Annotated in this window: 18 protein-coding genes; 4 read left to right on the forward strand and 14 right to left on the reverse strand. The window is 60.5% G+C overall.

Going from position 1 to position 22802, the window contains the following annotated elements; translation table 11 throughout:
- The first annotated feature begins 102 nt into the window (after positions 1 to 102).
- A complete protein-coding gene (locus I2I05_RS18285; protein WP_196283695.1) occupies positions 103 to 1608 on the forward strand; it encodes a T9SS type A sorting domain-containing protein in 1506 nt (501 codons plus the stop codon).
- 17 nt (positions 1609 to 1625) lie between these two features.
- Here I2I05_RS18285 and I2I05_RS18290 read toward each other — a convergent pair whose 3' ends face one another.
- The 7 genes from I2I05_RS18290 to kaiC form a co-directional block, all read right to left on the reverse strand.
- Positions 1626 to 2711, reverse strand: coding sequence for a YeiH family protein (locus tag I2I05_RS18290; RefSeq protein ID WP_230688415.1), 1086 nt, complete (start codon positions 2709 to 2711; stop codon positions 1626 to 1628).
- 85 nt (positions 2712 to 2796) lie between these two features.
- Positions 2797 to 3708, reverse strand: a complete 912-nt coding sequence (locus I2I05_RS18295; RefSeq protein WP_196283696.1) for a LysR substrate-binding domain-containing protein — start codon at positions 3706 to 3708, stop codon at positions 2797 to 2799.
- Between the two features lie 68 nt (positions 3709 to 3776).
- Complete coding sequence (locus tag I2I05_RS18300) at positions 3777 to 4199, reverse strand: response regulator (RefSeq protein WP_196283697.1); 423 nt, start codon at positions 4197 to 4199, stop codon at positions 3777 to 3779.
- 52 nt (positions 4200 to 4251) lie between these two features.
- Positions 4252 to 5970 (reverse strand): PAS domain-containing protein, encoded by a 1719-nt coding sequence (locus I2I05_RS18305; protein ID WP_196283698.1) that lies wholly within the window; start codon positions 5968 to 5970, stop codon positions 4252 to 4254.
- On the reverse strand, positions 5967 to 6299 hold the full coding sequence (locus tag I2I05_RS18310) for a circadian clock KaiB family protein (protein ID WP_196283699.1): 333 nt from the start codon (positions 6297 to 6299) through the stop codon (positions 5967 to 5969). The genes I2I05_RS18305 and I2I05_RS18310 overlap by 4 nt, the downstream gene beginning before the upstream one ends.
- An 8-nt stretch (positions 6300 to 6307) precedes the next feature.
- A complete protein-coding gene (kaiB, locus tag I2I05_RS18315; protein ID WP_196283700.1) occupies positions 6308 to 6610 on the reverse strand; it encodes a circadian clock protein KaiB in 303 nt (100 codons plus the stop codon).
- Between the two features lie 46 nt (positions 6611 to 6656).
- A complete protein-coding gene (kaiC, locus tag I2I05_RS18320; RefSeq protein WP_196283701.1) occupies positions 6657 to 8396 on the reverse strand; it encodes a circadian clock protein KaiC in 1740 nt (579 codons plus the stop codon).
- A gap of 368 nt (positions 8397 to 8764) precedes the next feature.
- Between kaiC and I2I05_RS18325 the strand changes: the two genes are divergently transcribed.
- Positions 8765 to 9244 carry a T9SS type A sorting domain-containing protein gene (locus tag I2I05_RS18325; RefSeq protein ID WP_196283702.1) on the forward strand — a complete coding sequence of 160 codons (480 nt, stop codon included), beginning with the start codon at positions 8765 to 8767 and terminating at the stop codon, positions 9242 to 9244.
- Between the two features lie 253 nt (positions 9245 to 9497).
- Positions 9498 to 10580 (forward strand): class II fructose-bisphosphate aldolase, encoded by a 1083-nt coding sequence (gene fbaA, locus I2I05_RS18330; protein ID WP_196283703.1) that lies wholly within the window; start codon positions 9498 to 9500, stop codon positions 10578 to 10580.
- A gap of 153 nt (positions 10581 to 10733) precedes the next feature.
- Here the strand turns inward: fbaA and I2I05_RS18335 are convergent, their stop codons facing one another.
- The 7 genes from I2I05_RS18335 to I2I05_RS18365 form a co-directional block, all read right to left on the reverse strand.
- Positions 10734 to 11393 (reverse strand): OmpA family protein, encoded by a 660-nt coding sequence (locus I2I05_RS18335; RefSeq protein ID WP_196283704.1) that lies wholly within the window; start codon positions 11391 to 11393, stop codon positions 10734 to 10736.
- 151 nt (positions 11394 to 11544) lie between these two features.
- Positions 11545 to 13038: a hypothetical protein gene (locus I2I05_RS18340; RefSeq protein WP_196283705.1), complete on the reverse strand. Its 1494-nt coding sequence runs from the start codon at positions 13036 to 13038 to the stop codon at positions 11545 to 11547.
- A 166-nt stretch (positions 13039 to 13204) separates the two neighbouring features.
- Positions 13205 to 14251 (reverse strand): hypothetical protein, encoded by a 1047-nt coding sequence (locus I2I05_RS18345; protein WP_196283706.1) that lies wholly within the window; start codon positions 14249 to 14251, stop codon positions 13205 to 13207.
- On the reverse strand, positions 14229 to 17636 hold the full coding sequence (locus I2I05_RS18350) for an acetate and sugar kinases/Hsc70/actin family protein (RefSeq protein ID WP_196283707.1): 3408 nt from the start codon (positions 17634 to 17636) through the stop codon (positions 14229 to 14231). The genes I2I05_RS18345 and I2I05_RS18350 overlap by 23 nt, the downstream gene beginning before the upstream one ends.
- Positions 17637 to 17795: 159 nt before the next feature.
- Positions 17796 to 19274: a hypothetical protein gene (locus I2I05_RS18355; RefSeq protein ID WP_196283708.1), complete on the reverse strand. Its 1479-nt coding sequence runs from the start codon at positions 19272 to 19274 to the stop codon at positions 17796 to 17798.
- Positions 19275 to 19359: 85 nt separating this feature from the next.
- Positions 19360 to 19770, reverse strand: coding sequence for a hypothetical protein (locus tag I2I05_RS18360; RefSeq protein WP_196283709.1), 411 nt, complete (start codon positions 19768 to 19770; stop codon positions 19360 to 19362).
- 15 nt (positions 19771 to 19785) lie between these two features.
- Positions 19786 to 21126: a hypothetical protein gene (locus tag I2I05_RS18365; protein WP_196283710.1), complete on the reverse strand. Its 1341-nt coding sequence runs from the start codon at positions 21124 to 21126 to the stop codon at positions 19786 to 19788.
- Between the two features lie 186 nt (positions 21127 to 21312).
- Between I2I05_RS18365 and I2I05_RS18370 the strand changes: the two genes are divergently transcribed.
- The gene (locus I2I05_RS18370; protein WP_196283711.1) at positions 21313 to 22665 is read left to right on the forward strand and encodes a sigma-54-dependent transcriptional regulator; all 1353 of its coding nucleotides are present in this window, start codon (positions 21313 to 21315) and stop codon (positions 22663 to 22665) included.
- The last annotated feature ends 137 nt before the right edge of the window (positions 22666 to 22802 follow it).

The raw sequence follows: 22802 nt of genomic DNA on the forward strand, positions 1-22802 counted from the left end.
AATTTTTGAATTAAGTTAATATTATTTGTAATTTATTCGTTTATTAATTATATTAGTAATGGTTTTTTTCAAACAATCAATCTTGTTTAACCTTTATGAGTCATGAAAAAATTACTATATACAGTATTGATTCTGGTTGAAATCAATATGATTTTTCCATTGCAGGCAGCGGCCCAATGCACGTATACGGCAGTCGCCAATGCGACTGATGGAAGTGGCAACATAATCCCCCGGAATTTCTTCACGGCCTCTACTTGGGTGGCAACTTCATCAGGAGGCTCTTGTTCTCCTGTCCCGGTCAGCGGCAGCGGCGCCACCATCGTTATTGACGGCGTTAGCATCGAGATGGCTGCTGATTACACGGTAGGTCGCGGAGGGTCCATTACGTTAAAATCGACTAATCCCACACGGGATGGCATATTGAAGCTGACGGCTACAAACCGGGCCTTGGTAATAGGCGACGACGCCGACCTATTTGTCAATGACGGGGGTGTTCTTATCCTGCCCAGTACTGCCCCCAGCGTAAACGCGGTACGCGTGCAAGCCAACGGCTCCATCGCGGTGACTGACGGGGGCGCAATCCGGGGCGGCAATCTAATGCTGGGCGATAACCGCGCGGCGCAGCGAAATACCAATTTGAGGGTCTCCGGGCTGGCAGCTGTCGAATTAGACCAAATCACGGCTAATAAAGGGACCCTGACCATTGCCAGTGGCGCCACTCTCATCACGGCGTGCAACATGGTGGTCATTAATGGATTAACCAACATAGAAGGATTGATGGTTATCAACGGCAATCTGGACTTGTCGGGGGGCGACATTACTGCCTGCGGCACGGGCAAAATGGCCGTCAGGGGCTGTGTATTTGCCAACCCGGGCCAATTGAGCCAGTTGCTGAACCCGCAACCCAATCCGTGCGGCGCCGGCAAACCTAGCATGTGCGTGAGACGTAACAACAACTTGTGCCCAGGCCCCATTGCGCCGATAGCCAACGCTATTTGTGTTCCTGCCAGCGCTTTGCCAGCCGCTGACCCAACGGCCTGTTTGCCATTGCCCGTCGAGCTCATTGAGTTTACGGCCGAGCTCGTTTCCCGGCAGCAGGTGGCCCTGCGCTGGGCCACGGCTTCCGAGAAAAACAACAAAGATTTCACCATCGAGCGCTCGGCCAATGGCCAGCAGTTCCAGGACCTTCAGACGCTGGCGGGCGCGGGCAACAAGCAAAGTCTGAGCACCTACTCCGCCGTTGATGAGCTGCCGCTGCCCGGCACCAGCTACTACCGCCTGCGCCAAACCGACTTCGATGGCACCCGCAGCTACTCGCCGGTGCGGGCCGTGAAGCGCGGCAACGCCCCGGGCATGCTGGAAGTGTACCCCGGCCGCACCACCCAGGAGTGGGCCGTGAGCAGCAACCTGCCACCCGAGGCAGTGGGCCACGCGGCCACCTCCATTCAACTACTCGATGCCCTCGGGCGCGCACAGCCAGTGGCAGCCACCTCCGATGCGGCCCAGACGGGCCGCTGGTACCTGAATGTGCAGCAGTTGCCCGCCGGCATCTACATTGTGCGGCTCCTCACGCCAGCCGGTACGTACAGCCAGCGCATGGCCAGATAGCAAACACGCACGGGACCTTACACCGTGCGAATGATGACGTAGAGCGAGGCCGAGGCGATAACGCCCCACAACAACACGCCCAATAAAAACGGCCGGGCCCCCACCGCCTTCAGTACCTGGCCCGACAAGCCGGCCCCAATGAAAAAGAGCGTGAGCGTCAGGCCCGTTTTGGCCAAGGCCACCAGCACCGGCCCCAGCGGCTTGGCAGCGGGCACAAACGTATTGAGCAGCATGGCGGCAATGAAGCCAAGAATGAAGTACGGAATTTTGATTTTCACGCCTTTCTGCTTGAAAACCATGGCCGTGGCGATGGAAACCGGAATAATCCACAGGGCCCGGGCCAGCTTCACGGTGGTGGCGACCTGCAGGGCGTGGTCGCCATACGCGGTGGCCGCGCCCACCACCGACGACGTATCGTGAATGGCAATGGCGCACCACAGGCCAAACTGGTTCTGGGTGAGGGCCAGCGCGTGGCCGATGGCCGGAAAGGCAAACAGGGCCACGGCATTGAGCACGAACACCGTGCCCAGCGCTACCGACATTTCCTCGTCTTTGGCGCGCAGCACCGGCCCCACGGCCGCAATGGCGCTGCCGCCGCAGATGGCCGTGCCGCACGAAATCAGGTGGGCTACCGAACGGGTGATGCCTAGCCAGCGCCCCGCGAAGTACCCCAAAATCAATATGCCAAAAATGGAAACGACCGTGAAGGCCACGCCTTGTCGGCCGGCTTGCGCCGCCGCGTGGGCATTCATGCCAAAGCCCAGTCCCACCACCGAAAACTGAAGCAGCGTGGCCGTAAGCCGCTTGGTTTGGGCCGCAAAGGGGTTGCCGAGCGTTTGGGCCAACACCAGCCCGAGCGCCAGCGCAATGGGCGGCGACGCCCACGGCGTAAGGCAATAAATCAGCAACAAGGCGAAAACGACCTGACGCAGCGTTACGACCCGGCCGAACACCACCCGAGGCGCGTGAAAGTGCCGCATGAAGCCGCGGGGTTCGCCGCCTGCCGGGCCGGGGGCTGCTTCTGCTTGTGACAGTTGACGAGTTGCAGGCGGCTGGCTGCCGGCAGCCAAGGGCTTGGGCGATGCGGAAACGAGTAGCGCCATGGAACAGAACTTTATTGCTGTTCCAAAATTACGCTGCCTGTCTCCCTTTGGGTAATACCAAAATGTTATTCGAAATAACCTTTGGTTATGATAACGATTTAAACTGGTCCTGGGCGAAGGCCAGAAACCGTTGGGCGGGCCGGGGCAACGGCTGCCCCTGCACCCAAACCGATTCAAATTGCCGGGGCAGATACAGACCTTCGATGGGCACGATTTCCAACAGCCCCCCAGTCAGTTCCCGAGCCAACGCCCGGCGCGACACCACTCCCAACGCTTCCGGCGCGGCTTCGAGATACGCCTTAATGGCTTCGGTATTATCGAAATAAAACCCTACTGGCAGGCTGCTGAGCTTGATTTTGAGGGTGCGCAAGGCAAATTCCAATACCTCCAGCGTGCCCGACCCCCGCTCGCGCAGCACCAAAGGCCGAGCCAGTGCCTCGGCCAGCGGCATGGGATGCGGGGGCGGGCCGGCGGCCGTGGCCCCGCGCACGGCCACCAGTTCGTCGTCCAGCAGCAGTTCGTAGTGCAAGTCGCGGCTTTTCGAGCGGCCTTCCACAAAGCCTAAATCCAACTCGCCGCGCAGCAGAGCTTCGGCAATGTGTTCAGAATTGGCGTTGAGCAAGGTGAGCTGCACCTTGGGGTAACGCGCCTGGAAGGCAGGCAATATGCCGGGCAGCACGTATTGCGCCAGTGTGGTGCTGGCCCCCAGGCGCAGACGGCCGGCGGCTTCCTCGGGGTCACGCAGGGCGTGCAACTGGTCTTCCAGCTGCTGGTGCGAGGCGGCCACGGCTTCGGCGTGGGCCAGGAGCAACCGGCCAGCTTCGGTGAGGGCCACGCGGTTGCCGCGGCGCTCCAGCAACCGCTGCTCGTATTGCCGTTCCAGTTCGTGAATGTGCTTGGTTACGGCCGGCTGCGTGATGAACAGCGCTTGGGCGGCTTTGGTAAAGCTCAGGTGCTGCGCCACGGCCTGAAACACACGAAGGCGAAAGTCGGACATGGCGCCAAAAAAAGGGCTGGCTGGTTAGCGTCCCGACTTGCCGGCACAGTTCCAGCTGCTGGTCAAGACTAGTGGTTTGGCAGGTGGCGGTTGAAATGGTTTTCCAGCACCGCGTTTATCTTATCCTCGGTGAGCGGCTTGTTCAAAAACCCGGCGATGTTGAGTTTTTGCACCCGGTCCACATCCTGCGGATGCAGGGAAGTGGTGAGCATCACAATAATAATGGCTTCTTTTTGAAGAAAAGGCAATTTATAGTAGGCTTCGAGGAAAGCGAAACCGTCCATCACGGGCATTTTCACATCCAGCAGGATAAGGGCCGGACAGTCCTGCGTGGCTTCCCGGCAATGAATCTGCAACAGCTCGAGTGCCTCCTGGCCGTTGAGGGCCACTAACAACTTATTCGTCACTGCCAGCCGCTTCAGAAGCAACTGGTTGAGGTAGTTGGTGGTCTGGTCGTCGTCGACCAACAGGGCACAGGTGAGTTTTTGCATGGAACATCAAGCCGCCGGCCATGCCCCGGAATGGAGAACGGCTGCGCACGGGTTATTGAGCAAAATATACGCAGAATGTCGAGCCAACGCCGAGCTTAGATTGGACGGCGATGTGCCCTCCGGCATTTTCAATCATCTTTTTCACCATGTAAAGGCCAATCCCTGAGCCTTCTACGTGGTCGTGAAAACGCTGAAACATCCCAAACAGCTTTTGCTCACTGGCATCGCCAAGGCCCAAGCCGTTGTCTTCCACCTCAAACACCACGAACTCCTGCTCCGTCCGGGCCCGCACCTGCACGCGCGGAAGGCGAGCCGGGTCGCGGTACTTGAGGGCATTGCTAAGCAGGTTGAAGACCACCGAGCGCAGGTTCTTCTCAGAAAATAAAACGGTAGTCCCTGTATCTACCGCCACGTCGACCGAGGCCCCCGACAGCTGAATAAGCGGCTCCAAATCGAGGCGAACGTCCCGAATAACAGCCGTCAAATCGACGTACTGCGCCGGAATGCCGTGCTCCTTCTGCAGCTTGCTCACGTCGGTAAGCTGCTCAATGGTTCGCTTAAAGCGGTTTACGGAGTCTTGCATCAAGTGCAGAATGGGCTGCACGGGTTCGGTCTGCACGGTGGCGACGGGCAGCTCCACCAACAGGGCGTGCAGCAGGCCCTCAATGTTGCTGATGGGGGCCTTGAGGTCGTGCGAGGCGGTGTAGATGAAGTTGTCCAAGTCCACGTTCACGCGGGTAAGCTGCTCGTTGTTGTCGCGCAGCTGGCGCTGGCCGTGGTCGATGCGTTCGAGGGCCAGTTTGTGCTCGTGGATGTCGGTGTAGGTGCCAATCCACTGGATAACCTCGCCTTGCTCGTTGCACGAAGCCTGCGCGCGGCCCAGCATCCAGCGGTAATCCCCGCCGCCGTTGCGAATGCGGCATTCCACCTCGTAGGGCTGGCCGGTATTCAAGCTCTGCTGCCAGCGCGCCAGCGTGGCCACGGCATCATCGGGGTGCAGCCGCTCGCGCCAGGAGCGGCCCGAGGCGTTGCCCTGGTGTTGCTGCTGCCCGATGTAGTCGTACCAGCGCCGGTTGCGGTAGGTGTGCTCGCCCAGGGCGTTGGTGGTCCAGGCAATTTGCGAGATGCCCTCCAGCATGCGGCTGGCCTCGGCGGCGGCGCGCTCGCCTACCAAGCGAGCAGCTTCCTCGCGTTTTAGCTCTTCGGTCTTGCGGTCGAGCAAGGTGTTCTGCTCGGCCACCTGCGCACGAATGGCCGTGATTTCGCGCTGCGCCGACAAGTCGGTTACAATCACGGCCAGGGCCGGAGTATCGTTGAACAACAGCACATTCATCGACACCAAAAACGGCACCAAGGCCCCGGCTTTGGTTTGCAAGGGCAACTCGCCTTTGCTTTTGCCACCCCAACCCCGCAGCAGAATGCTCGCCCAATAATCTCTGCTTGTGGGGGGCACGAAATCGTTGAAGGCGCTGCCCATTACCTCGGCCAGGGGCCGGCCCAGCAGGTCGGCCATGCAGGCGTTGCAGTACATCACGGTGGCGTCCTCGGTGAGCAGCAGGGCGCCTTCGTTCATTTGCTCAATCAAGGTGCGGTAGCCTTGGTCGGCGCCCTGCAGCGTGTAGATGCGCGGCCCCTCGGAGCTTTGCACAGCTAGCGCATCCACGGCCCCGGTTCGAATGGCGTGAATCAGGTCTTGCGCCTCCTCCAGCTGGGAGCGCAGCTCCTCGTTTTCGCGAGCTAGGTCGACTGCAACAGGCGGCGTGGTACTCATAGTAAGCTAGTGGGCGGGGTTACGCCCAAGGCTTTGAGTACCCGCTCGCGGTCCGAGAAGTCGCCCACCATGCGGCGCACCAACCCCGGACGCATCTTGATGAGCGTGGGCACTCCAATGAGGTCTTTTTCCTGGGCCAGCTCGGGCTGCTGGTACACGTCCACAATCAATAATTCGTAGCGCCCTTTCAGGTGCTCCTCGCAAATGTCTTTGATGTTGCGCACGGCGCGCGTCGAGTTGGGCGTAGCACCCGTGATGTACAGGTGCAGCAAGTATTCGGGGCCCGTGGGCTCCTCCGGAAATTCCGCCGGGTCCAATAATGGGTCCATGGGCCGGGTTATTTGCTGGTAAGGGGGCGCACATCCAAGCCCACCAACACCCGCTCCTCATTCGAGAGGTCGCCGATGATTTTACGGATGGGCTCGGGTACCTTGCGAACCAGCGTCGGAATGGCCAAAATCTGGTCGCCTTCGGCCAGTTGGGGGTTCACCAACAGGTCGATGACTTCAATCTTGTAGCGGCCTTTGAGGTGCTGCTCGCAGTGTTTTCTTAGGTTGGCCAGGGCCGTAACAGATTTGGGCGTTTGGCCGGCTACGTACAGGCGCAATTCCCAGGTTTCTTCGTCGTTTTCTTCAGCCATGGAAAGGGTGGGGCAAATGCCAGAGGCAACTCTGGTATACGGGCATCTAATTCTTTTCGCCGGACGCGGGCGCATCACGCCGGGGCGGATTGGCAGCTGCAATGCGCTGGTGGCCGCTCGTTAGGGTTTCTTGGCGGTTTTGGGCGTCGGTATTGATTTGCCGCAGCTCCTCCTCCACCGATTCGAACTCGGTGCGCAGGTTGGCAATGTTGGCTTCGAGTACGCGGCGGCGGCGCTCCAACTCGCGGTCGCGGCGGTCGGTTTCCTGCTGAGCCGCTAGGGTCTGGGCATGCTCCTGCAGCTGCTGGGTGAGGCGGCTGGCCCCGGTCACAATCCCGGTGGGACCCACCACCACGTCGAGCAGCTCGATGCCGTGTTCGGTCACCACAAATTCGCGCACCTGGTTGGAATGCGCCATGCCGCGCGATTTCAGGATGCTCAGGCCACGATTACGCTCGCCAATGCCTTCCAGGTCGCGCACGCTAATCCAGGTATCTACCAACGAAGACACGCCTTCGTCGGTCATTTCCTGCTGCTGGCCCCGGCCGCTCACCAGCGCCGTAAACAGCCCCGTGATGCCGCTCACCTTTAGGAAATCGATGAGGCGGGTGAGCATGCTGCGCACCTCGGCAATATTGCCAACGGTGATGAGGTTGGTGATGGGGTCAATAACGACGGCATCCGGCTTGAATTCCTTCACCAGCCGGTGCAGCGTGACGAGGTGCTGCTCCAAGCCGTTGATGGTGGGCCGGGAGGCTTCGATGCGCAGCAAGCCCGAGGCGACGTGGGAGGCCAGGTCGATTTCGACCGATTTCATGTTGCGCAGCAGTTGCTGCGGCGATTCTTCGAAAGCAAACAGCAGGCACCGCTGACCTTGCTGGCAGACTTCTTCGGCAAAGGCAGCGGCCAGCGTGGTTTTGGCCGTGCCGGCCGTGCCGGTTATCAGCACGCTGCTGCCCTGGTAGAAGCCGCGCATGCCAAACATCTCGTCCAGCGCCGGGATGCCGGAAGACATGATGTTATTCGAAATGGGATGGTCAAGCTTCAGCGACGTCACGGGCAGCACCGAAATACCGTCCTGCGTGATGAGGTAAGGGTATTCGTTGGTGCCGTGGGTGCTGCCGCGGTACTTCACAATGCGCAGGCGCCGGGTGGTAATCTGGTCAATAACCCGGTTATCGAGCAAAATCACGCAGTCCGACACGTACTCCTCCAAGCCTTGGCGGGTCAGCGTGCCGTCGCCGCGCTCGGCCGTGATGATGGTGGTCACGCCCTTGTCCTTCAACCAGCGAAACAAGCGGCGGATTTCGGAGCGCAGCACGCCCTGGTTGGGAAACCCCGAGAACAGTGCCTCAATGGTATCGAGCACCACCCGCTTGGCGCCAATGGAATCGATGGCGTGGCCCAGACGAATGAACAAGCCTTCCAGGTCGTACTCGCCGGTTTCTTCAATCTCCGACCGGTCGACGTGCACGTGGTCGACGCGCAGCATCTTGCGGGCTTGCAGGTCCACGAGGTCAAAGCCCAGCGAAGCCACGTTGGCGGCCAGCTCCGGCGCTGTTTCCTCAAAGGCCATGAGTACGCCCGGCTCGTTGTAATTCTGGATGCCGCGCACCAGAAACTCGATGCCCATCAGGGTTTTGCCACAGCCGGCGCTGCCGCAAATCAGCGTAGGGCGCCCCTCTGGCAGGCCTCCTTCGGTGATTTCATCGAGGCCTTCAATGCCCGTAGGCGATTTGGGCAGCCGGGGTAATTCAGAGTCAACAGACGAGCGATACTCTTGCATGTAGCGGAAATTGTAATTGGGCAAAGTTAAACGCACAACCGGCACATTGCTTGATGGCAATCCGGCCGGCCGGCAACGTGGCGTGATAATGGCTTTTGGCACCGTTGGGTTCCGCCGTGTACACAAACTAAACCAACTTCAGCGGCTCAATTGAGCCTTGGTGGTGGCTGCGTTACCGCTTGCCGAGTTTTTCAAGCAAATCACCGAATATGAGTAGGTTTCCAACACTAGAATATTGATATTTGAAATATAATCGGCTCCCGGGCCGGGTTCATTCTGTTTTGCACTTCCTGCCTTCTTATTTACTGCCGCTGCTGCACAAGCCGTTGCAATTCAGAAGAGGCAGACTTTCCCAACTCAATTTGCTTGTGACCACCCCCACTGTTTTAAGTGATATTCGGAGTGCAACGGCCGGAACCAGTCAGCAATTGGCAGTTGCCGACGCGGGCTTAATGGCGCACCACCATGCTCAGTTCATGACGGAGGCCGCAACGGGTTGTTTCGTAACGCCCGATGTCGTTGTTTCCCACACCGGAAAGTTTCCGCGCGGGCTGGACCGGGAAACCGGCGGGCAGTTCACCCTGGGCCAAAACTACCCCAATCCCTACATTGGGGAAACCACCGTGCCGTTTACCCTGACCCACGGCGGCGACGTCCGGTTGGACCTGTTCGACGTAGCGGGCCGTAAGATGGCGGGCATTAGCCGCAAAGGCATGACGGCGGGCGCCCAAACCATTAGCTTAAATTTGAGTGGCCTGGGCCTTCCCTCCGGCGACTACCTATACCAATTGCAAGTAACCAACAGCCACGGCGTGTACCGGCAGTCAAAGATGATGACCGCCGGCTAAAGATAATGGGAGTGTGAAGGTGAGTGAAGTGTGAGGCTGACCGCTGCAACGGTCAGCCTCTTCTTTTTGCCCGTTATTTCCGTACAGCACGAGAACGAAAGGCCCAGTAGGGCGCTGATTTTCTTGCGCCTGGCCCCAGAATTTTCAGGTTAGGCACCGCCGACCGTACTTTGCTGTTCGGGCGCCCGGCTTGGGTGGCCTCTTGCTCATTGATTTTACCTCCCACCGCGGCGCTGCCGCACAACTAGTTTTTATGGCTGACCAAACCCTTACCGGCCTGCGGGCGGGCGTCCTGCACGGCGACGAAGTCCAGAGCTTGTTCCAATTTGCCAAGGCCAACGCCTTCGCCCTGCCGGCCGTGAACGTGACGGGCACCAACACCGTGAACGCCGTACTGGAGACCGCCAAGGCGGTAAACTCACCGGTAATGATTCAATTTTCGAACGGTGGGGCCCAGTTCTACGCCGGCAAGTCGGCGAGCAACGACGGCCAGCGCGCCAGCATTGCCGGGGCCATTTCGGGCGCCCACCATGTGCACCTCATGGCTGAGCTTTACGACGTGCCCGTGGTGCTGCACACCGACCACGCTGCCAAGAAGCTCCTGCCTTGGATTGACGGCTTGCTTGCCGCCGGCGAGAAATACTACGCCCAGCACGGCCAGCCGCTCTACAGCTCGCACATGCTCGACTTGTCAGAAGAGCCGATTGAGGAGAACATCGAAATCTGCAAGCGCTACCTGGAGCGCATGGCCAAAATCGGCATGACGCTCGAAATTGAGCTCGGCGTGACCGGCGGCGAAGAAGACGGCGTGGACAACTCCGACGTGGATTCGAGCAAGCTCTACACTCAGCCTTCGGAAGTGGCTTATGCCTACAAGGAGCTGAGCGAGGTGAGCCCGCGCTTCACCATCGCGGCCGCGTTCGGCAACGTACACGGCGTATACAAGCCCGGCAACGTGAAGCTGGAGCCCAAAATCCTGCTGAACTCGCAGCAGTACGTGCAGGAGCATTTCGGCACCGGCCCCCAGCCCATCGACTTCGTGTTTCACGGCGGTTCGGGCTCCAGCCAAGAGGAAATCCGCGAGGCCCTGAGCTACGGTGCCATCAAGATGAACATCGACACCGACATGCAGTGGGCGCTGTGGGAAGGTATCAAGGACTACTACGTGAAGAACGAGGCTTTCCTGCAGGGCCAAATCGGCAATCCCAACGGCGCCGACTCGCCCAACAAGAAGTACTACGACCCGCGCGTGTGGCTGCGCAAGGGCGAAGAAACCTTCGTAGCGCGCTTGAAGCAGGCGTTTGAGGATTTGAACTGCATCAACCGCCGGTACTAAACCGGAAGATTTAGGCACTGCTTGAGGAACGTCATGCTGGGCTGGCCGAAGCATCACTCCCGCACAACTAATTTGATTTAGTGCTGCGGGAGAGACGCTTCGGCCAGCCCAGCATGACGTTCTTTTTATCCCCTCCTGTTTCTTAATTCCACCCTACTTCCCTATCGAGCCAATTTTGGGCTGGACCTGAATGATGAAGCGCTTATTCAGCCCTTCCTGGGAGCCGGTGTAGCGGCCCGCGCCGCGGAAGCCGCTGCCGGCCGCCACCACTTCCAGGTTGCTAGGGAAGCGCAGGCCCGCCTGCTCCCAAAGCCGAATCACGGCCAGGGCGCGGCTGTAGCTGAGCTGGCGCACGGCGGGGCCGTCGAGGTTGCGCGGGTCGGAGGCGGGGTAGCGCAGGTCTTTGGCGGCGCGGCCTTCCACCACAATGAGGTACTGCACGTTGTCGTCGGTTTCCAGTGCTTTCATTTGATTGAGCAGGAACCGGCCGGCTTTAATTAGGGGCGCTTGGGCATTGGCCGGCAGTGCAGCGCTCTGCGGGGCAAACGTGACCGGGAAGTTCAGCTCGTAGCGCTTGTAGCGCTGGTTGTAAGTAAAATAGTCGCTTTCCAGCCGCTTGAGTGCGGCCTTTATCTCGTCGAGCTTGCGCTTTTCTTGCACCTGCACCTTGAGGTCGTAAATGAGCTTGTCGTTGTCGCGCTGCTTGTCCTTGAAAAGCTTGTAGCTGAGCACGAACATGACGAGCATGGTCAGGAACAAAGCCGTCATGAGGTCCACGTAGCTGGGCCAGAAGAAGTCTTTGCTCTCTTTCATGGAGGTGGGCTGGTATTGCTAGGATTTATAAAGAGCGTCATGCTGAGCGCAGCCGAAGCATCTCGCTCGCATCGTTGCACGATTGGGTTAGTGGTGGCACGCGAGATGCTTCGACTGCGCTCAGCATGACCGTTTTTTTGCTCAGGTGATTTTACTTCTTGCCCAGCACCGTGCGCTGGAACCAGTTGGGCCGGGTAATTTCCTCCAGCACTTTGTTGGTGCGGTCCACTTGCTGCAACAGTTGCTGCTGCAGCTGCGCGTCGGCCAGCAGACGGGCTTCCATGCGCTGCATGGCTTGCGCAGCCAAAGCGGCCTGGCGCTCCTGCAGCACGTTGAGCTGCTGCTGTTGGGCCGGGAGCTGCGTGAAAGGATTGAGGTACTCCGTGATTTTCTGGTAGACGTTGTTGCTGTTTAGCTCGCGGAAGTGGCGCTGCCATTGCTCGTGGGCCTGGGTGGCTTCCTGCTGCAATTCCTGCAGGCGGCCGTCGAGTTCCTGGTCCATGCGGTGCACACCTTCGCTCACGCCTTGGCGGATTTGCGAACCGATATCGGCCAGGAGTTTGCCGTGCTGGCTGAAGAAAGCCACTTGTTGGCGCAAAGCATCGTCGTGCTGCTGCAGGTATTGCGGCACGCTGGCTAGGCCTTGCTCCAGGGCTGTGAGGCGGTTGAGCAGCGCGCCAATGGTCTGGGCGGCTTCGTTGCTGTGCGTGACGGTGGTGTTCAGCGCCTGCTGGTAGCCCAGGAATTTCTCAAATGTATGGGCGCTTTCATCCACCCTATCGAACACCTTAATGGTGGCGTTGGCCAGCTCCGAATAGCCAATTTTCTCCAACTGTTCCAGGAAGCGCTTCTGCACGCTTACGTTCTCCGTGATGCTGGCAATGAGTGGCGTAAACTCGTGGATTTTGCTGAAAAAGTCGTTCTGAATCTGGCTAAAGAACTCGGCGTTGAAGGTATCGAGCACCGATTTCAGGTTGCTCATGCCCGCCTGCATGTCGGAATTCAGCTTGGGTAACAGGGCCTTTTGCAGGTAGGTGTAGTAGGCGTTTTTGTTGCGGTCGCGCAGGGCGCGGGCCTGTTTCAGCAACTGGTTGCCGGCCAGCGTGAAGGCCAGGCCGAACAAGCTACCAATCATGGCAATGAGCACGCCCCCGAGGAAATGCTGCACGTCATTGTTGCTAAAAGACGTATCCAACGCCGGGTCGGCTACCGCATCAGCAAACGGATTGCCTACCAAAGAGACCAGTCCCAGAATGGCCCCGGTGAAGGTGCCTAGCAAACCCAAGTAGAGTGGCGTGGCAATCTGGGCCTGAATTTCCTCGTCCAGCGCTTCGGCGTGGCGCTCGGAAATGTCTTTTAGAATGCCAAAATCAGCTGCCGCACCGCGGTTGTTTTGCAGATACTCGTTGGTATCGGCAATGATTTGGGCGAACTCCGGCGAAGCATCGCGGGTGATGAGGGCATCGTAATGCACCGCGAAGTTCTTCTCCGGGTTCGCGGCCGTGTAGGTGATGGGCTGCACCGCCACCGCGCCTGCCGCTGGGTACATGGCCTGCACCCGGTCGGTGAGCTGGCGGTTGCGCCAGAACACGAAGCCCTGCCAGGCCACCAGCGCCAGAACTAATACAATTTCAATTAAGAGCATAGCTGCTTCGTCAAATAATTGCCGAAGGTACTGCGGCGTCTTTTGCGATGTTGAGACGGAGAATTACGCCGCGTTTTTGAAGAGAGTGGGCCAGTTCTAGTCGTCCAGTAAAAACGGAGAAGCCTGGGTGCCCAGACGCAAAATATTGCGTCTCTACACCATTTATTTAGCTCAGGGCAATACTGGCTTTTTCAACCACGTGCCAGGTATCTTCGCGCTTCTCCAGCTTGCCGGCCGACAGGTTTTGAATGGTCGTGAACTGCTCCGTGGGGGGCAATTCAAACGCAAAAAACTCTTTCAATTCCCGCACGCCGTTGCCGATGATGCGCGACTGGTCTGCCTGCGGACTGAAGGAATACTGCGCCGTAGTCGCCTCGGTATGCGCCAAGGTAATGAGCAGCGGCATTTGGGGCAATGGATTGGGGCTGAGCTTACGGTGCTCAATGCTGGGCACGTCGGGGGCCGGCGCGTAGTAGTGCGTCGGGCCATTTGAGGCAGCTGGCACGGGCGCGGCCTCCTGCACCGGAGCACTTGCTTGACCGTCAGAGGCCGAGGCATCAATCAACTCCTGAATAGCGGGCGGCGTCGAGGTGGGGGCCGACCATTCGATGGTCTGCCCGGTTTCCAGGGGCTGGTCGCCGGAGGAGGGAGGCACCGGGGGCTGGGTTGGATTCATGATAGCAGGACGGGGAGGAACAGCCGGCCAGGCCGGAGCACGGCCCGATGGCTGATTTTGCTTGGGTTTATTCTTGGGTTTGCCGCTTGGCACCGGCGGCTTTGCTGCAGGCTTCGGCATGGGTGCTGACGCATTCGGCGCGCCCTGCACGCCGCGCAGCGACTGCACTACCGGGCCGCGCGGCACGTTTTCGGCCGGCTTTTTTCGCTCGGGCTCCGCTTCGGCACTGGGCGCTGGCCTCATGTCCCGGTCATCTTGGCGCGTAGGCTGCGACTTGTGCGACCACATGCGCGCGCCCAGCACCCCCAACGCAATGCCACCCAGCACCCCCAATATCAGGGGCCAATTGGAGGACGGCGCAGGTGCCGGGCTGCTCGCTACCGGCGCCGTTGTCGAGTCGGCCGGAACCGACGCAATGGGTGCTTCCCGCACCGAATCGGCCCGGGGCTGGGCCAGGGCGCCCTGTTCGCTGCCGAAAGTCAGCAGCACGAGCAAGGCGCCCTGGCCCATTCGGTTAATTAAGCGGCTGCGCGTCATGAAGCACCTTGGATAGCTCATACAGGGCGTTTTTGAACGGCAGGAAGAACAGCGTTTCGGGAATGGTGTCGCCGTCGCGCAGCACGTCGGCGTACTGCTGGCGATACAGGTTGAACGAATCGCCGAGGTGACGGTCCAGCGTGCTCATCACCAAACCGGGGTCGTTTTTCACGCCCAAATCGGCTTGCAGACGCTTTACTTCGGGGTCTTCGAGCAGCAGCTGCAAGCAGGCCCGCACGTTGGCCAGCACGGCTTGCTTGATTTCGTCGGTCACGGCCGAGGCTTCCAAGTGGTGCTCGCCTTTGTCGGCTTGCGGCACCTCCGCATCGGGCAGCACGCCCACCGGACGCACCAGCGGCGGGTCCTGCGGCATCTGGCCGGTGGCGAGTACGCCGCCGTTGGCTGTGGTCTGCTTGGGGTCGTCGGCCAGCTTGATGCGGAAGTCCGTCGGTACGGTCTGGCCGGTGGCTTTTTCCATGATGAGGCGGGCCAGCCGCTCCACTGGCTGTAGATTGGAGCCGGCGGCCAGCAGGCGCACGTAGAGGCTGCCGCGGCCTGTGAAGCACAGGTAGCGCGGCAGCTGTTGGCCGTTGGCCACTGTCACCTGGGCCACGTGGTAAATCAGCGCCCCAAAGTGCAGGTAAAACAGCACGCGCAGGTGCTCGGCCCGCAGCAGACGCTCGCTGAAGCCCAACAATTGGTCGTAGTTGAAGAGGAAGCTGGCCACGTCCTCGGAGCCAAAATTGTCGGTTCCTTCGGCCACCAGCACGTATTCGCGGGCCCGGCGAGCGGCCGGCGAGAGCACCGCGCTTTGCACCCCGGCCACGCCGAAACGCACAAGGCCGTTGTCTTTCGAGCCGCGCACCTCGGCGCCGCCGTCGCCCCACAGGTCGTTGCCGGCAAAGCGGAACGAGGTGCTGAGCACCGGCTTGCGGTCGGCGTAGAGCAGCACGTCAGTGGTGCCACCGCCGATGTCGATGAAGGCCGCGTTTTCGCCCGGGCCCAGCGTCACGATGTTGCGCCGGGTGAGGTAGTAGTAAGGGGCCGTCGATTCCACCATGCAGGGCATGGAGTTGGTGGTGTGGAAGATGCTATGGAACAGCGTATCCCACTCGCGCTGGTACAGGTTGCGCTGGTAGGTCGAGAAGCTGAGCGGGGCAAACCAGGTGATTTGCGTGGCCGCCAGGTTGCCGCCATTCTGGGCCACTTTGGCGCGGCACAGCAGCAGAATTTCCTGGAAGAAGGCCCGCACGCGGTTGGTGCTGGCCTGGTTCAGGCTGTTGTCCCACTTCAGGTTAGTGTGGTAGTTGGGCCGGCGCTGCTCTTCGGTGATGATACCGAAAGCCACGTTGATGTTGCCCAGCACGCTCAGTTCCTGAGTGGCGTAGTTGGCGGCTTCATAGGTCGCGGTGCGGGCCGGGAAAGCATACGGCGAGGCGTCCTGCCCGATGATGGGCGGCACAAACTCGCGCTCCTGGTACTGCTGCCAACGCTTGATTTGCACGAAGTTGGCCGGGTCGTCGTCGATGCCGCGGTACAGGCGCTCGTAAGCGGTGCGGTCGGGCTCAGCAGTGCTCTTTTTGAGCAGAACCACGGGCGTATCGGTCAGGCCGAAGCTGAACGGCTTGGGCTCCTGGCCGGGGCTGTCCTGCATGGCCACGTGGGTGTTCGTGGTGCCAAAGTCGATGGCAAAACGGTACTCCTTGGTGCCCTGGCGCACCTCGGGCCAGCGCGGAATAACCAACGCGGCGCCGGCGGCCGGAGCGGGGTTCAGCACTTCGAGGTAATCGAAATGGGTGCCGCGCACCTCAAAGTAAGTGCTGCCTTCGTCCTGGCCGGTTTTGTGGGTGCGCTCGTAGCGCGTGGCCGATTGGCCGGTGCCGGTTTCGCCCAGCGGGCGGCCATCGACCCAAAATTTGAGGTCCACCTTCTTGGTCACCATGCTCGGGTCGATGTTGTTGGCATCCACCAGCATGACTTTGTAGAAGTCGTTGTACTGCTGCGCGTCAATCACCTTCACGAAGGGAAACACCGACAGCGCAATGTTGGTCACCAGCAGGCGGCCCACGTTGTCGCCCTGCGGGTTGGAGTAATAGGCGCGCTCAAAATCCACGTAATCGCCGCCGCTCACCGGCACGCGCAGCTTTACTCGCACGCAGGCGGGGTCCAGCTCCAGGCTCAGATGCTCGGCTAGGTCGTGGGAAGTGAAGTAATCGAAGTAGGCCGGCTTGATGGGCAGCAGCGGCCAGGTGCTGGGCTTGAAGCCCGGCGCAACTTTCAAATTGCCGCAGTAGAAACGGGCTTCATCCACCTCGTAGGGCACGGTGAGCAGGGTTTCTTCCAGCAAGTCGTTCACCGTCAGGTACGGGTACGACAGCTCCGGGCCGGGCAGCGTGCGCTCCTTCAGGGGTCGCGGGTCAGCCGCGGGAATGATGGCGCCGCTGTCGGCAAACATCGTTTCGTTGAAATAGCGCTTGCCCACCGCTTTCAGGCCGGGGCGCAGCACGATGGGCAACGGGCCCGCCACGCCCGGCTTGCTGGGCCGGATGAACAGGTCGGAATTGCGCACCGTGCCCTCGTCGGGGCGCACGCGCAGCAGCACGCCAGCCACGTCAATCTGGTTGTTCGAGCCATCGGTAAGCACCGGGAAGTTGCTCAGGTTGGCGCTACCATCCATGGCCCACTTCTGCAGAATGCCGCGGTCGAGGGTGTCGCGCACCAGCGGGGCCAGCGCCATCAGGGCGGGGTCGCCCACAAACTGCTGGTACACGAAGTCGCGGAACGCCGCCTCGCGGTTGGCCAGCGACACGTAGTGGCTATCGAAGTAATACCCGCCGCCCTGGGGCCGCTGCACTGGCAGTGGCTTCACATTCGGCGCCGGGAAAAACAGCGTGAGCGGCGAAGTGCCGCCGATGAGCTGCGGCACGCCGTTGGCGCCGGGGAAGTAGATGAGGTGCATCTCGGTCAGCTTCGCAAAGCGGCCGTCGAGGTACAGGCTCAGCACATCGGCCAGGGGCCGGGTGCCGGGGTTGGCCCGCAGTTTGGCCAACTCTTCGTCTTTGCGCCAGGCCCGGATTTGGAGGCGCTGGCTGGCCAGCTTGCGCTGGTGGTAGTTGAACACCATTTCCCACACGTCCCAGAAGTGGCTCACCAGCTGGTGGTACACCGAGTCTTGGTGGCCTCCACCCTGCCCCACAAAGCGCAGGGCGGTTTCTACCAAGTGCATTCGGGCAAAAGGCGACGGAATAGACACCGCCACCTTGGCGGCGCGGCCGCCTTGTGGGTCCATCAGCCGCTCCACTTCGTGGGGGCCGATTTTACCAGTCGGGCCCCACCCCTCGTGGGTGCTGGAGCCGGTATCGTGCAAACGCAGGATTTTAGCCATTTTTTGTAATTGCAAACGAACTAGAACGTCATGCTGAGCGCAGCCGAAGCATCTCTCCCGCATTAGTAATCAATGCGGAATGTAACGAAGCGGTAGAGATGCTTCGGCTGCGCTCAGCATGACGCTGTTATTGTTGTTTAATTAAAGTTGATTCCGGCGTTACGAGTACTGCAGCTTCTTGTCCAGAATCTCGCCCGTGGCCTCTTCAAAGGCCTTCACGACCCAGCGAAGGGCCTCGTTTTCCGTCGGGTTCTTCAAGGTGTCTTTGCCCACGGCTTTCGTCAGCTCGTCGCGGAAATAGCCCGGCGTGATGCCTTTACTGAAGATGCCGGTTTCCACCGTTTTGTCGGCTACCATTTTGTTGAAGTCCATCTCCTCGGCGCGGATGGCCGTGTAGCGGCGCTGGTTCACGCCCAACTCGCGAATCCATTCGTTGTACTCGCCAAAAAAGTCGGTCAATTCGCGCAACGAGCGGTTGTTCCGCAGCTGCGCGGCCAAGTCACCGGCTTCGAAATAAGGCGCTTTGGCGTCGTCGGGTGTGTGCTTGAGGAAGTAGCGGGCAAAGTAGTGCAACTGAATCAGCGGGCGGGCTACTTCCTGGCGCATGTCGGTGGGCAGTTGGCCAAAATCCACCTCGGCCGCATCCGACTTCAAACCGTACTCGTGGTGCAGCGGCTGGCCGGCATCAAGCTGGTTATCGGGCACCTCCATGAAGTGCGTCACCGACAGCGCGCCCAGCATTTCGAGCAAGTGGGCTTGGTTGCGCTGCTCGGCCCGGCCGGGGTGGTTGGCCAGCGGCTGGCCGGGCTGGTCGCCGAGGTAATACAGCGCCTCCAGACCCTGCAGGTTGTCGGCGTAGTACGAAAGGGCCGTTTTGGTCTTCGTGATGAAGGTATTGGAGTCGATGAAGTCCTGCCCCGCAGCCTTTTCATCCTGCGAAGGCTCCTGTAGTTTAAAGTAGGGCAGCATCACCAGCGCGCCAGCTTTCATACGGCGGCGCACTTCGGGGTGGGCCAGGGCGGAGTTGGAGTCGCGCAGGTTCTTCACCAGTAGCGGGAAGCCGGCCGCGCCGGTACCGCCAAAAATCGAGCTGATGAAAAAGGCGCGGTCGCCGTCCTGCAGGCTCTGGGCGAGGTAGCGCATCTCCTTGGATTGCACCACCGCGTTCAGCACCACCGAGCCCACGTTGGGCGAGCCGCGGAAGCCCACGTCGAGGTTGGCCGCGAGGCTGTCCTGCGTAAACAGCAAATCGACCAATCCCTGGCTTTCCACGGAGAGGTCGTTGTATTTCAGGTAATCCCGGAAGGGCTGGCTGATGCCGCCGAAATCGTACACGAACGAGTCGCGCAGTTCCTCCGAGCCCCCGGTGTTGAGGTGGGCCAGCGTGTTCATGGGCTGGCTGAAAAAGCCCTCTTTTTCCTTTTGGCCGTCGCCATACAGCGCTTCGTGAATGCGGGCGTAGCGCTTAAGCAGGGCCACGGTGCGCGTCACGTCGCCGTTCTGGGTGTCCGGGTCGATGAGGACGGGCACCACCTGGTCGCAGTTCGGGATGCGCACGCCAGCAGCCAGCAGCATGGTGAGGGAGCGCAGCACGCGGGCCCCAGTGCCGCCCACGGCGAAGATGAAGAGTTTAGGCATTGTTTTCTAGCTAATAGAGAAACGGATGTTTCTATCGTCTGTCATCCTTCGCTCCGCTCAGGATGACAGGTGGAACAAAAAGTAATTAAAACGGCCCCACAAACGGCGTGGTGCGCGCATACGTGCTCCAACGCTTCAGCAGGACCGAAAACAGCAGGAACCACAGCGCGGCCACCAGCATGTTCACCACCATGAAATAGCCGAGGTAGCTGCTGACTTCCGCGCCGTGGCTTTTGCTCAGGGTATTGGCCAGCAACGTGCCGAGGCCGGCGGCCAGCGCCAGGGTCAAAACCCAGTGCGTGGTGCGAAACATTCCCGTGCGCAGCGCCGAATTGAAGACATAATAGAACGCGACTACCAACAACAACGCTACTCCCAAAGTGCTCCAGCCTACGAGCGAAAATAAGTCGGTTTTGTACAAGCCGTAGTCGGCGGGCCGCTGGCTTTGGAAGATGGAAATCAGGGCCGAATACAGGCTGGTGAAGAATGTTTGCATGAAAAAGAAGGCGGATTATTTGTCGTTTTTGAGGGGAAGCTGAACCGTAAATACGGCGGGCAGCGGGCTAGGATACGATTGCCGGACACCGGCCAGGATTTGGTCGAGGCCAAACGTGCGAGGCGCGGGCGTATTGTCGTTGGTGGTCGACCAGGCGGCTACCCATTCCGGCGTTTCCGGGGCGGGCAGCGTCAGGCTGAGCGTGGCCGTGGGAGCGGCCAATTTGCTCACCCGCAGGCGCATGACGTGGGTGTAGGGCGCCAGCACCGGCTGGCCGCTTTGCTCCTCTTCGGTGAGCAGGCGCACCGAGTTGGGCAGCAGCGAAGCTTGGCCGTTGGGAAGGCGCACCCGCATATGTTGGGCCAAAAATGCCGGTTTCTGCCACGCCGCCGGCAATTCCCGTAAATTTACACCGACCGAAAAGTCCACCGGGTCGTCGGAAGGGTTCAGAGTCAGGCCGTTGTTTTCAGCGTACACGGTGCCGCCGCTCGACTTTAATTTCGGGTCGGTGAGCTTGGTGAGCAGCGGCGCGAAGGCGGGCGTATCGGTTTTCAACCCAAAGAAGGCCTGCTGGGCCGGTGCATTCTTAAATACCTCGGCCGTGTAGCGCGCCACCAGCGCGGGCGGCCCAATCACCCACACATAATAAGGCACCTTTTCGCCGTTGAGCGTGCGCTTGGCCACGGGCGTTTTCACGGCCGGGTGGTAGGTGCCGTAGAAGCGCGAGGCCTCCCCAAACACCGCCACGGCCAGCTGCTTCTGGCTCACGGGCGCAATGGAAGTGCGAATCAGGTTCGGCAGCTGCGAAAAGTCGGACTTGCGCGCTGGGCCATAGATGAAGTCGGAAATCACCACGCTCACCTGCTGCGTGGCCTGCGGCATGTTGAGAATGCCTTCCAGCATCTGTGGCAGCTCGGTGCCGAGGGCCGCTTGGTTCACCTCACCCTGCACCACGTCGCGCAACTGCTGAAACGGTACGGCGCGGGGCGCGGCGTTTTCGCAGAGGTAGTACTTGCGGTCGGCCACGGCTCCGCTCACCTGGGTCTCGGTGATGAGCGCGCCGATGCGCTGCTGGAACTCGGTGGCCGGTTTATCGGCGCCGCCGCGGGGCACGAAGCCCTTCATGCCGCCCGAATACTCCAGAAATACACTGACCCGAAGCGGAGCGGCTTCGGGCGTGGCCGGCGCAGTAGCGGCCGGTTTCGCACTTTTGCTGGGGCTGCCCGACTTGGTTTCGGCGGGTTCGGAGCCACCGCAGCTGCTCAGCAGTGAAATCGACCCAAAAAGCACTCCGGCTAACCGGAAACAACGAAAAAGACGCGAGGCGGGCGGCCCCACGGAAACGGATGATGGCATAAGCAGGAAAAAGCGAGGGTTTTGGGCCGAAGTATAGGCATTACGCAGCCAATCGCCGCTTGGCCGAAATCCGTTGGTCTTATAACGTCGGGTTGACGGTTATTGGTACATGTACCTTTGCCGGGGCCCGGCGGGCCGGTTGCCCCGGTGGTATTTACGCGGCCAGCGGCCTTTATTGAACACTCCATGCCCACGGGTACCCTTCTCCTTATCGACGATGAACCCGGCCTGCGCCGCGTGGTGGCCCGCGTGCTAGAACTGGAAGGCTACGCGGTGCTCACCGCGCCCGACGCCCGCCGCGGCCTGGAGCTACTGGCCCAACATGCCGCCGAGGTGCTCGTGGTGCTCTCCGATGTGAAGCTGCCCGACGGCCACGGCCCCGACCTCATTCCCCGCTTCCAGCAGCTCGCGCCACTGGCCGAAATCATTCTGCTCACCGCCTACGGCACCATTCCCGACGGCGTGGCCGCCATGAAGCGCGGCGCCTTCGACTACCTCACCAAGGGCGATTCCGACGACCAGTTGCTGGTAGTAGTGGAGCGCGCCGCCGAAAAAGCCCGCCTGCAGCACCGCGTGGCCAACCTGGAAAAGCAAGTAGGCCAGCAGTACGATTTCGACGCCATGATTGGAGCCTCCCCGGCCTTGCAGCACGCCCAGCACCTGGCCCGGCAAGTGGCGCCCACCGAAGCCACCGTGCTGCTCGAAGGGCCCACCGGCAGCGGCAAGGAGCTGTTTGCCCAAGCCATTCACCAGGCCAGCGGACGGCGGGGCAAGGCTTTCGTGGCCGTCAACTGCAGCGCCTTCCCCAAAGACTTGCTCGAATCCGAGCTGTTTGGCTACCGCAAAGGCGCCTTCACCGGGGCCATGGCCGATAAGAAAGGCCTGCTGGAAGAAGCCAACGGCGGCACGTTGTTTTTAGACGAAATCGGCGAGTTGGAAGCCAACGTGCAGGCCAAATTCCTGCGGGTGCTCGAAACCCAGCAATTCACCAAGCTCGGCGACACCAAGCCGCTGACGGTGAACGTGCGCATCATCGCGGCCACCAACCGCAACCTCAAGCAGGAAGCCGGCGAAGGGCGGTTTCGGCCCGATTTGTACTACCGCCTCTCGGTGTTCACCATTGCGGTGCCTTCCCTGGCTGAGCGCCGGGCCGACATTGCGCCGCTGGCCCGGCACTTCACGCAGGTGTTTGCCACCAAGCTGCGCAAGCGCCTGCCCGGCCTCGACGACGACGCCCTGCGCCGCCTGGCCGCCTACCCCTGGCCCGGCAATGTGCGCGAGCTGAAAAACGTCCTCGAGCGCGCCGCTATCCTCGCCGCTCCGGGCGAATGGCTGACCGCCGAAGACCTACCGGCGGAGTTCCAAGTTGCGGCCTCAGAAACGGCTCTTGAATCAAATACCCGTAGCCTGCGCGCCTTGGAAGCCCGGCAGATTCGGCTGGTGCTGCAGGAAACCGGCGGCAACAAAACCGAGGCCGCCCGGCAGCTTGGAATTGGTGTAAAAACGCTCTACCGCAAGATTGAGGAGTATGGGTTGTAGGATTTTGGGTAGCTCCTTTTAGCGGTTAAGTTTTCGCTCCCAGGTCTGAGAACTTACCTACAAAGCGTCATGCAGAGCGCCGCGAAGCATCTCGCGTGCAATAAGTAATTAGTGGTGGCACGCGAGATGCTTCGCGG

This window comes from Hymenobacter jeongseonensis, from assembly GCF_015694725.1.
Classification (GTDB): Bacteria; Bacteroidota; Bacteroidia; order Cytophagales; family Hymenobacteraceae; genus Hymenobacter; species Hymenobacter jeongseonensis.

Coding starts and splice junctions, on each gene's coding strand:
- I2I05_RS18285 (WP_196283695.1), top strand. CDS start 103: ATGAAAAAATTACTATATACAGTATTGATTCTGGTTGAAATCAATATG.
- I2I05_RS18290 (WP_230688415.1), bottom strand. CDS start 2,711: ATGGCGCTACTCGTTTCCGCATCGCCCAAGCCCTTGGCTGCCGGCAGC.
- I2I05_RS18295 (WP_196283696.1), bottom strand. CDS start 3,708: ATGTCCGACTTTCGCCTTCGTGTGTTTCAGGCCGTGGCGCAGCACCTG.
- I2I05_RS18300 (WP_196283697.1), bottom strand. CDS start 4,199: ATGCAAAAACTCACCTGTGCCCTGTTGGTCGACGACGACCAGACCACC.
- I2I05_RS18305 (WP_196283698.1), bottom strand. CDS start 5,970: ATGAGTACCACGCCGCCTGTTGCAGTCGACCTAGCTCGCGAAAACGAG.
- I2I05_RS18310 (WP_196283699.1), bottom strand. CDS start 6,299: ATGGACCCATTATTGGACCCGGCGGAATTTCCGGAGGAGCCCACGGGC.
- kaiB (WP_196283700.1), bottom strand. CDS start 6,610: ATGGCTGAAGAAAACGACGAAGAAACCTGGGAATTGCGCCTGTACGTA.
- kaiC (WP_196283701.1), bottom strand. CDS start 8,396: ATGCAAGAGTATCGCTCGTCTGTTGACTCTGAATTACCCCGGCTGCCC.
- fbaA (WP_196283703.1), top strand. CDS start 9,498: ATGGCTGACCAAACCCTTACCGGCCTGCGGGCGGGCGTCCTGCACGGC.
- I2I05_RS18335 (WP_196283704.1), bottom strand. CDS start 11,393: ATGAAAGAGAGCAAAGACTTCTTCTGGCCCAGCTACGTGGACCTCATG.
- I2I05_RS18340 (WP_196283705.1), bottom strand. CDS start 13,038: ATGCTCTTAATTGAAATTGTATTAGTTCTGGCGCTGGTGGCCTGGCAG.
- I2I05_RS18345 (WP_196283706.1), bottom strand. CDS start 14,251: ATGACGCGCAGCCGCTTAATTAACCGAATGGGCCAGGGCGCCTTGCTC.
- I2I05_RS18350 (WP_196283707.1), bottom strand. CDS start 17,636: ATGGCTAAAATCCTGCGTTTGCACGATACCGGCTCCAGCACCCACGAG.
- I2I05_RS18355 (WP_196283708.1), bottom strand. CDS start 19,274: ATGCCTAAACTCTTCATCTTCGCCGTGGGCGGCACTGGGGCCCGCGTG.
- I2I05_RS18360 (WP_196283709.1), bottom strand. CDS start 19,770: ATGCAAACATTCTTCACCAGCCTGTATTCGGCCCTGATTTCCATCTTC.
- I2I05_RS18365 (WP_196283710.1), bottom strand. CDS start 21,126: ATGCCATCATCCGTTTCCGTGGGGCCGCCCGCCTCGCGTCTTTTTCGT.
- I2I05_RS18370 (WP_196283711.1), top strand. CDS start 21,313: ATGCCCACGGGTACCCTTCTCCTTATCGACGATGAACCCGGCCTGCGC.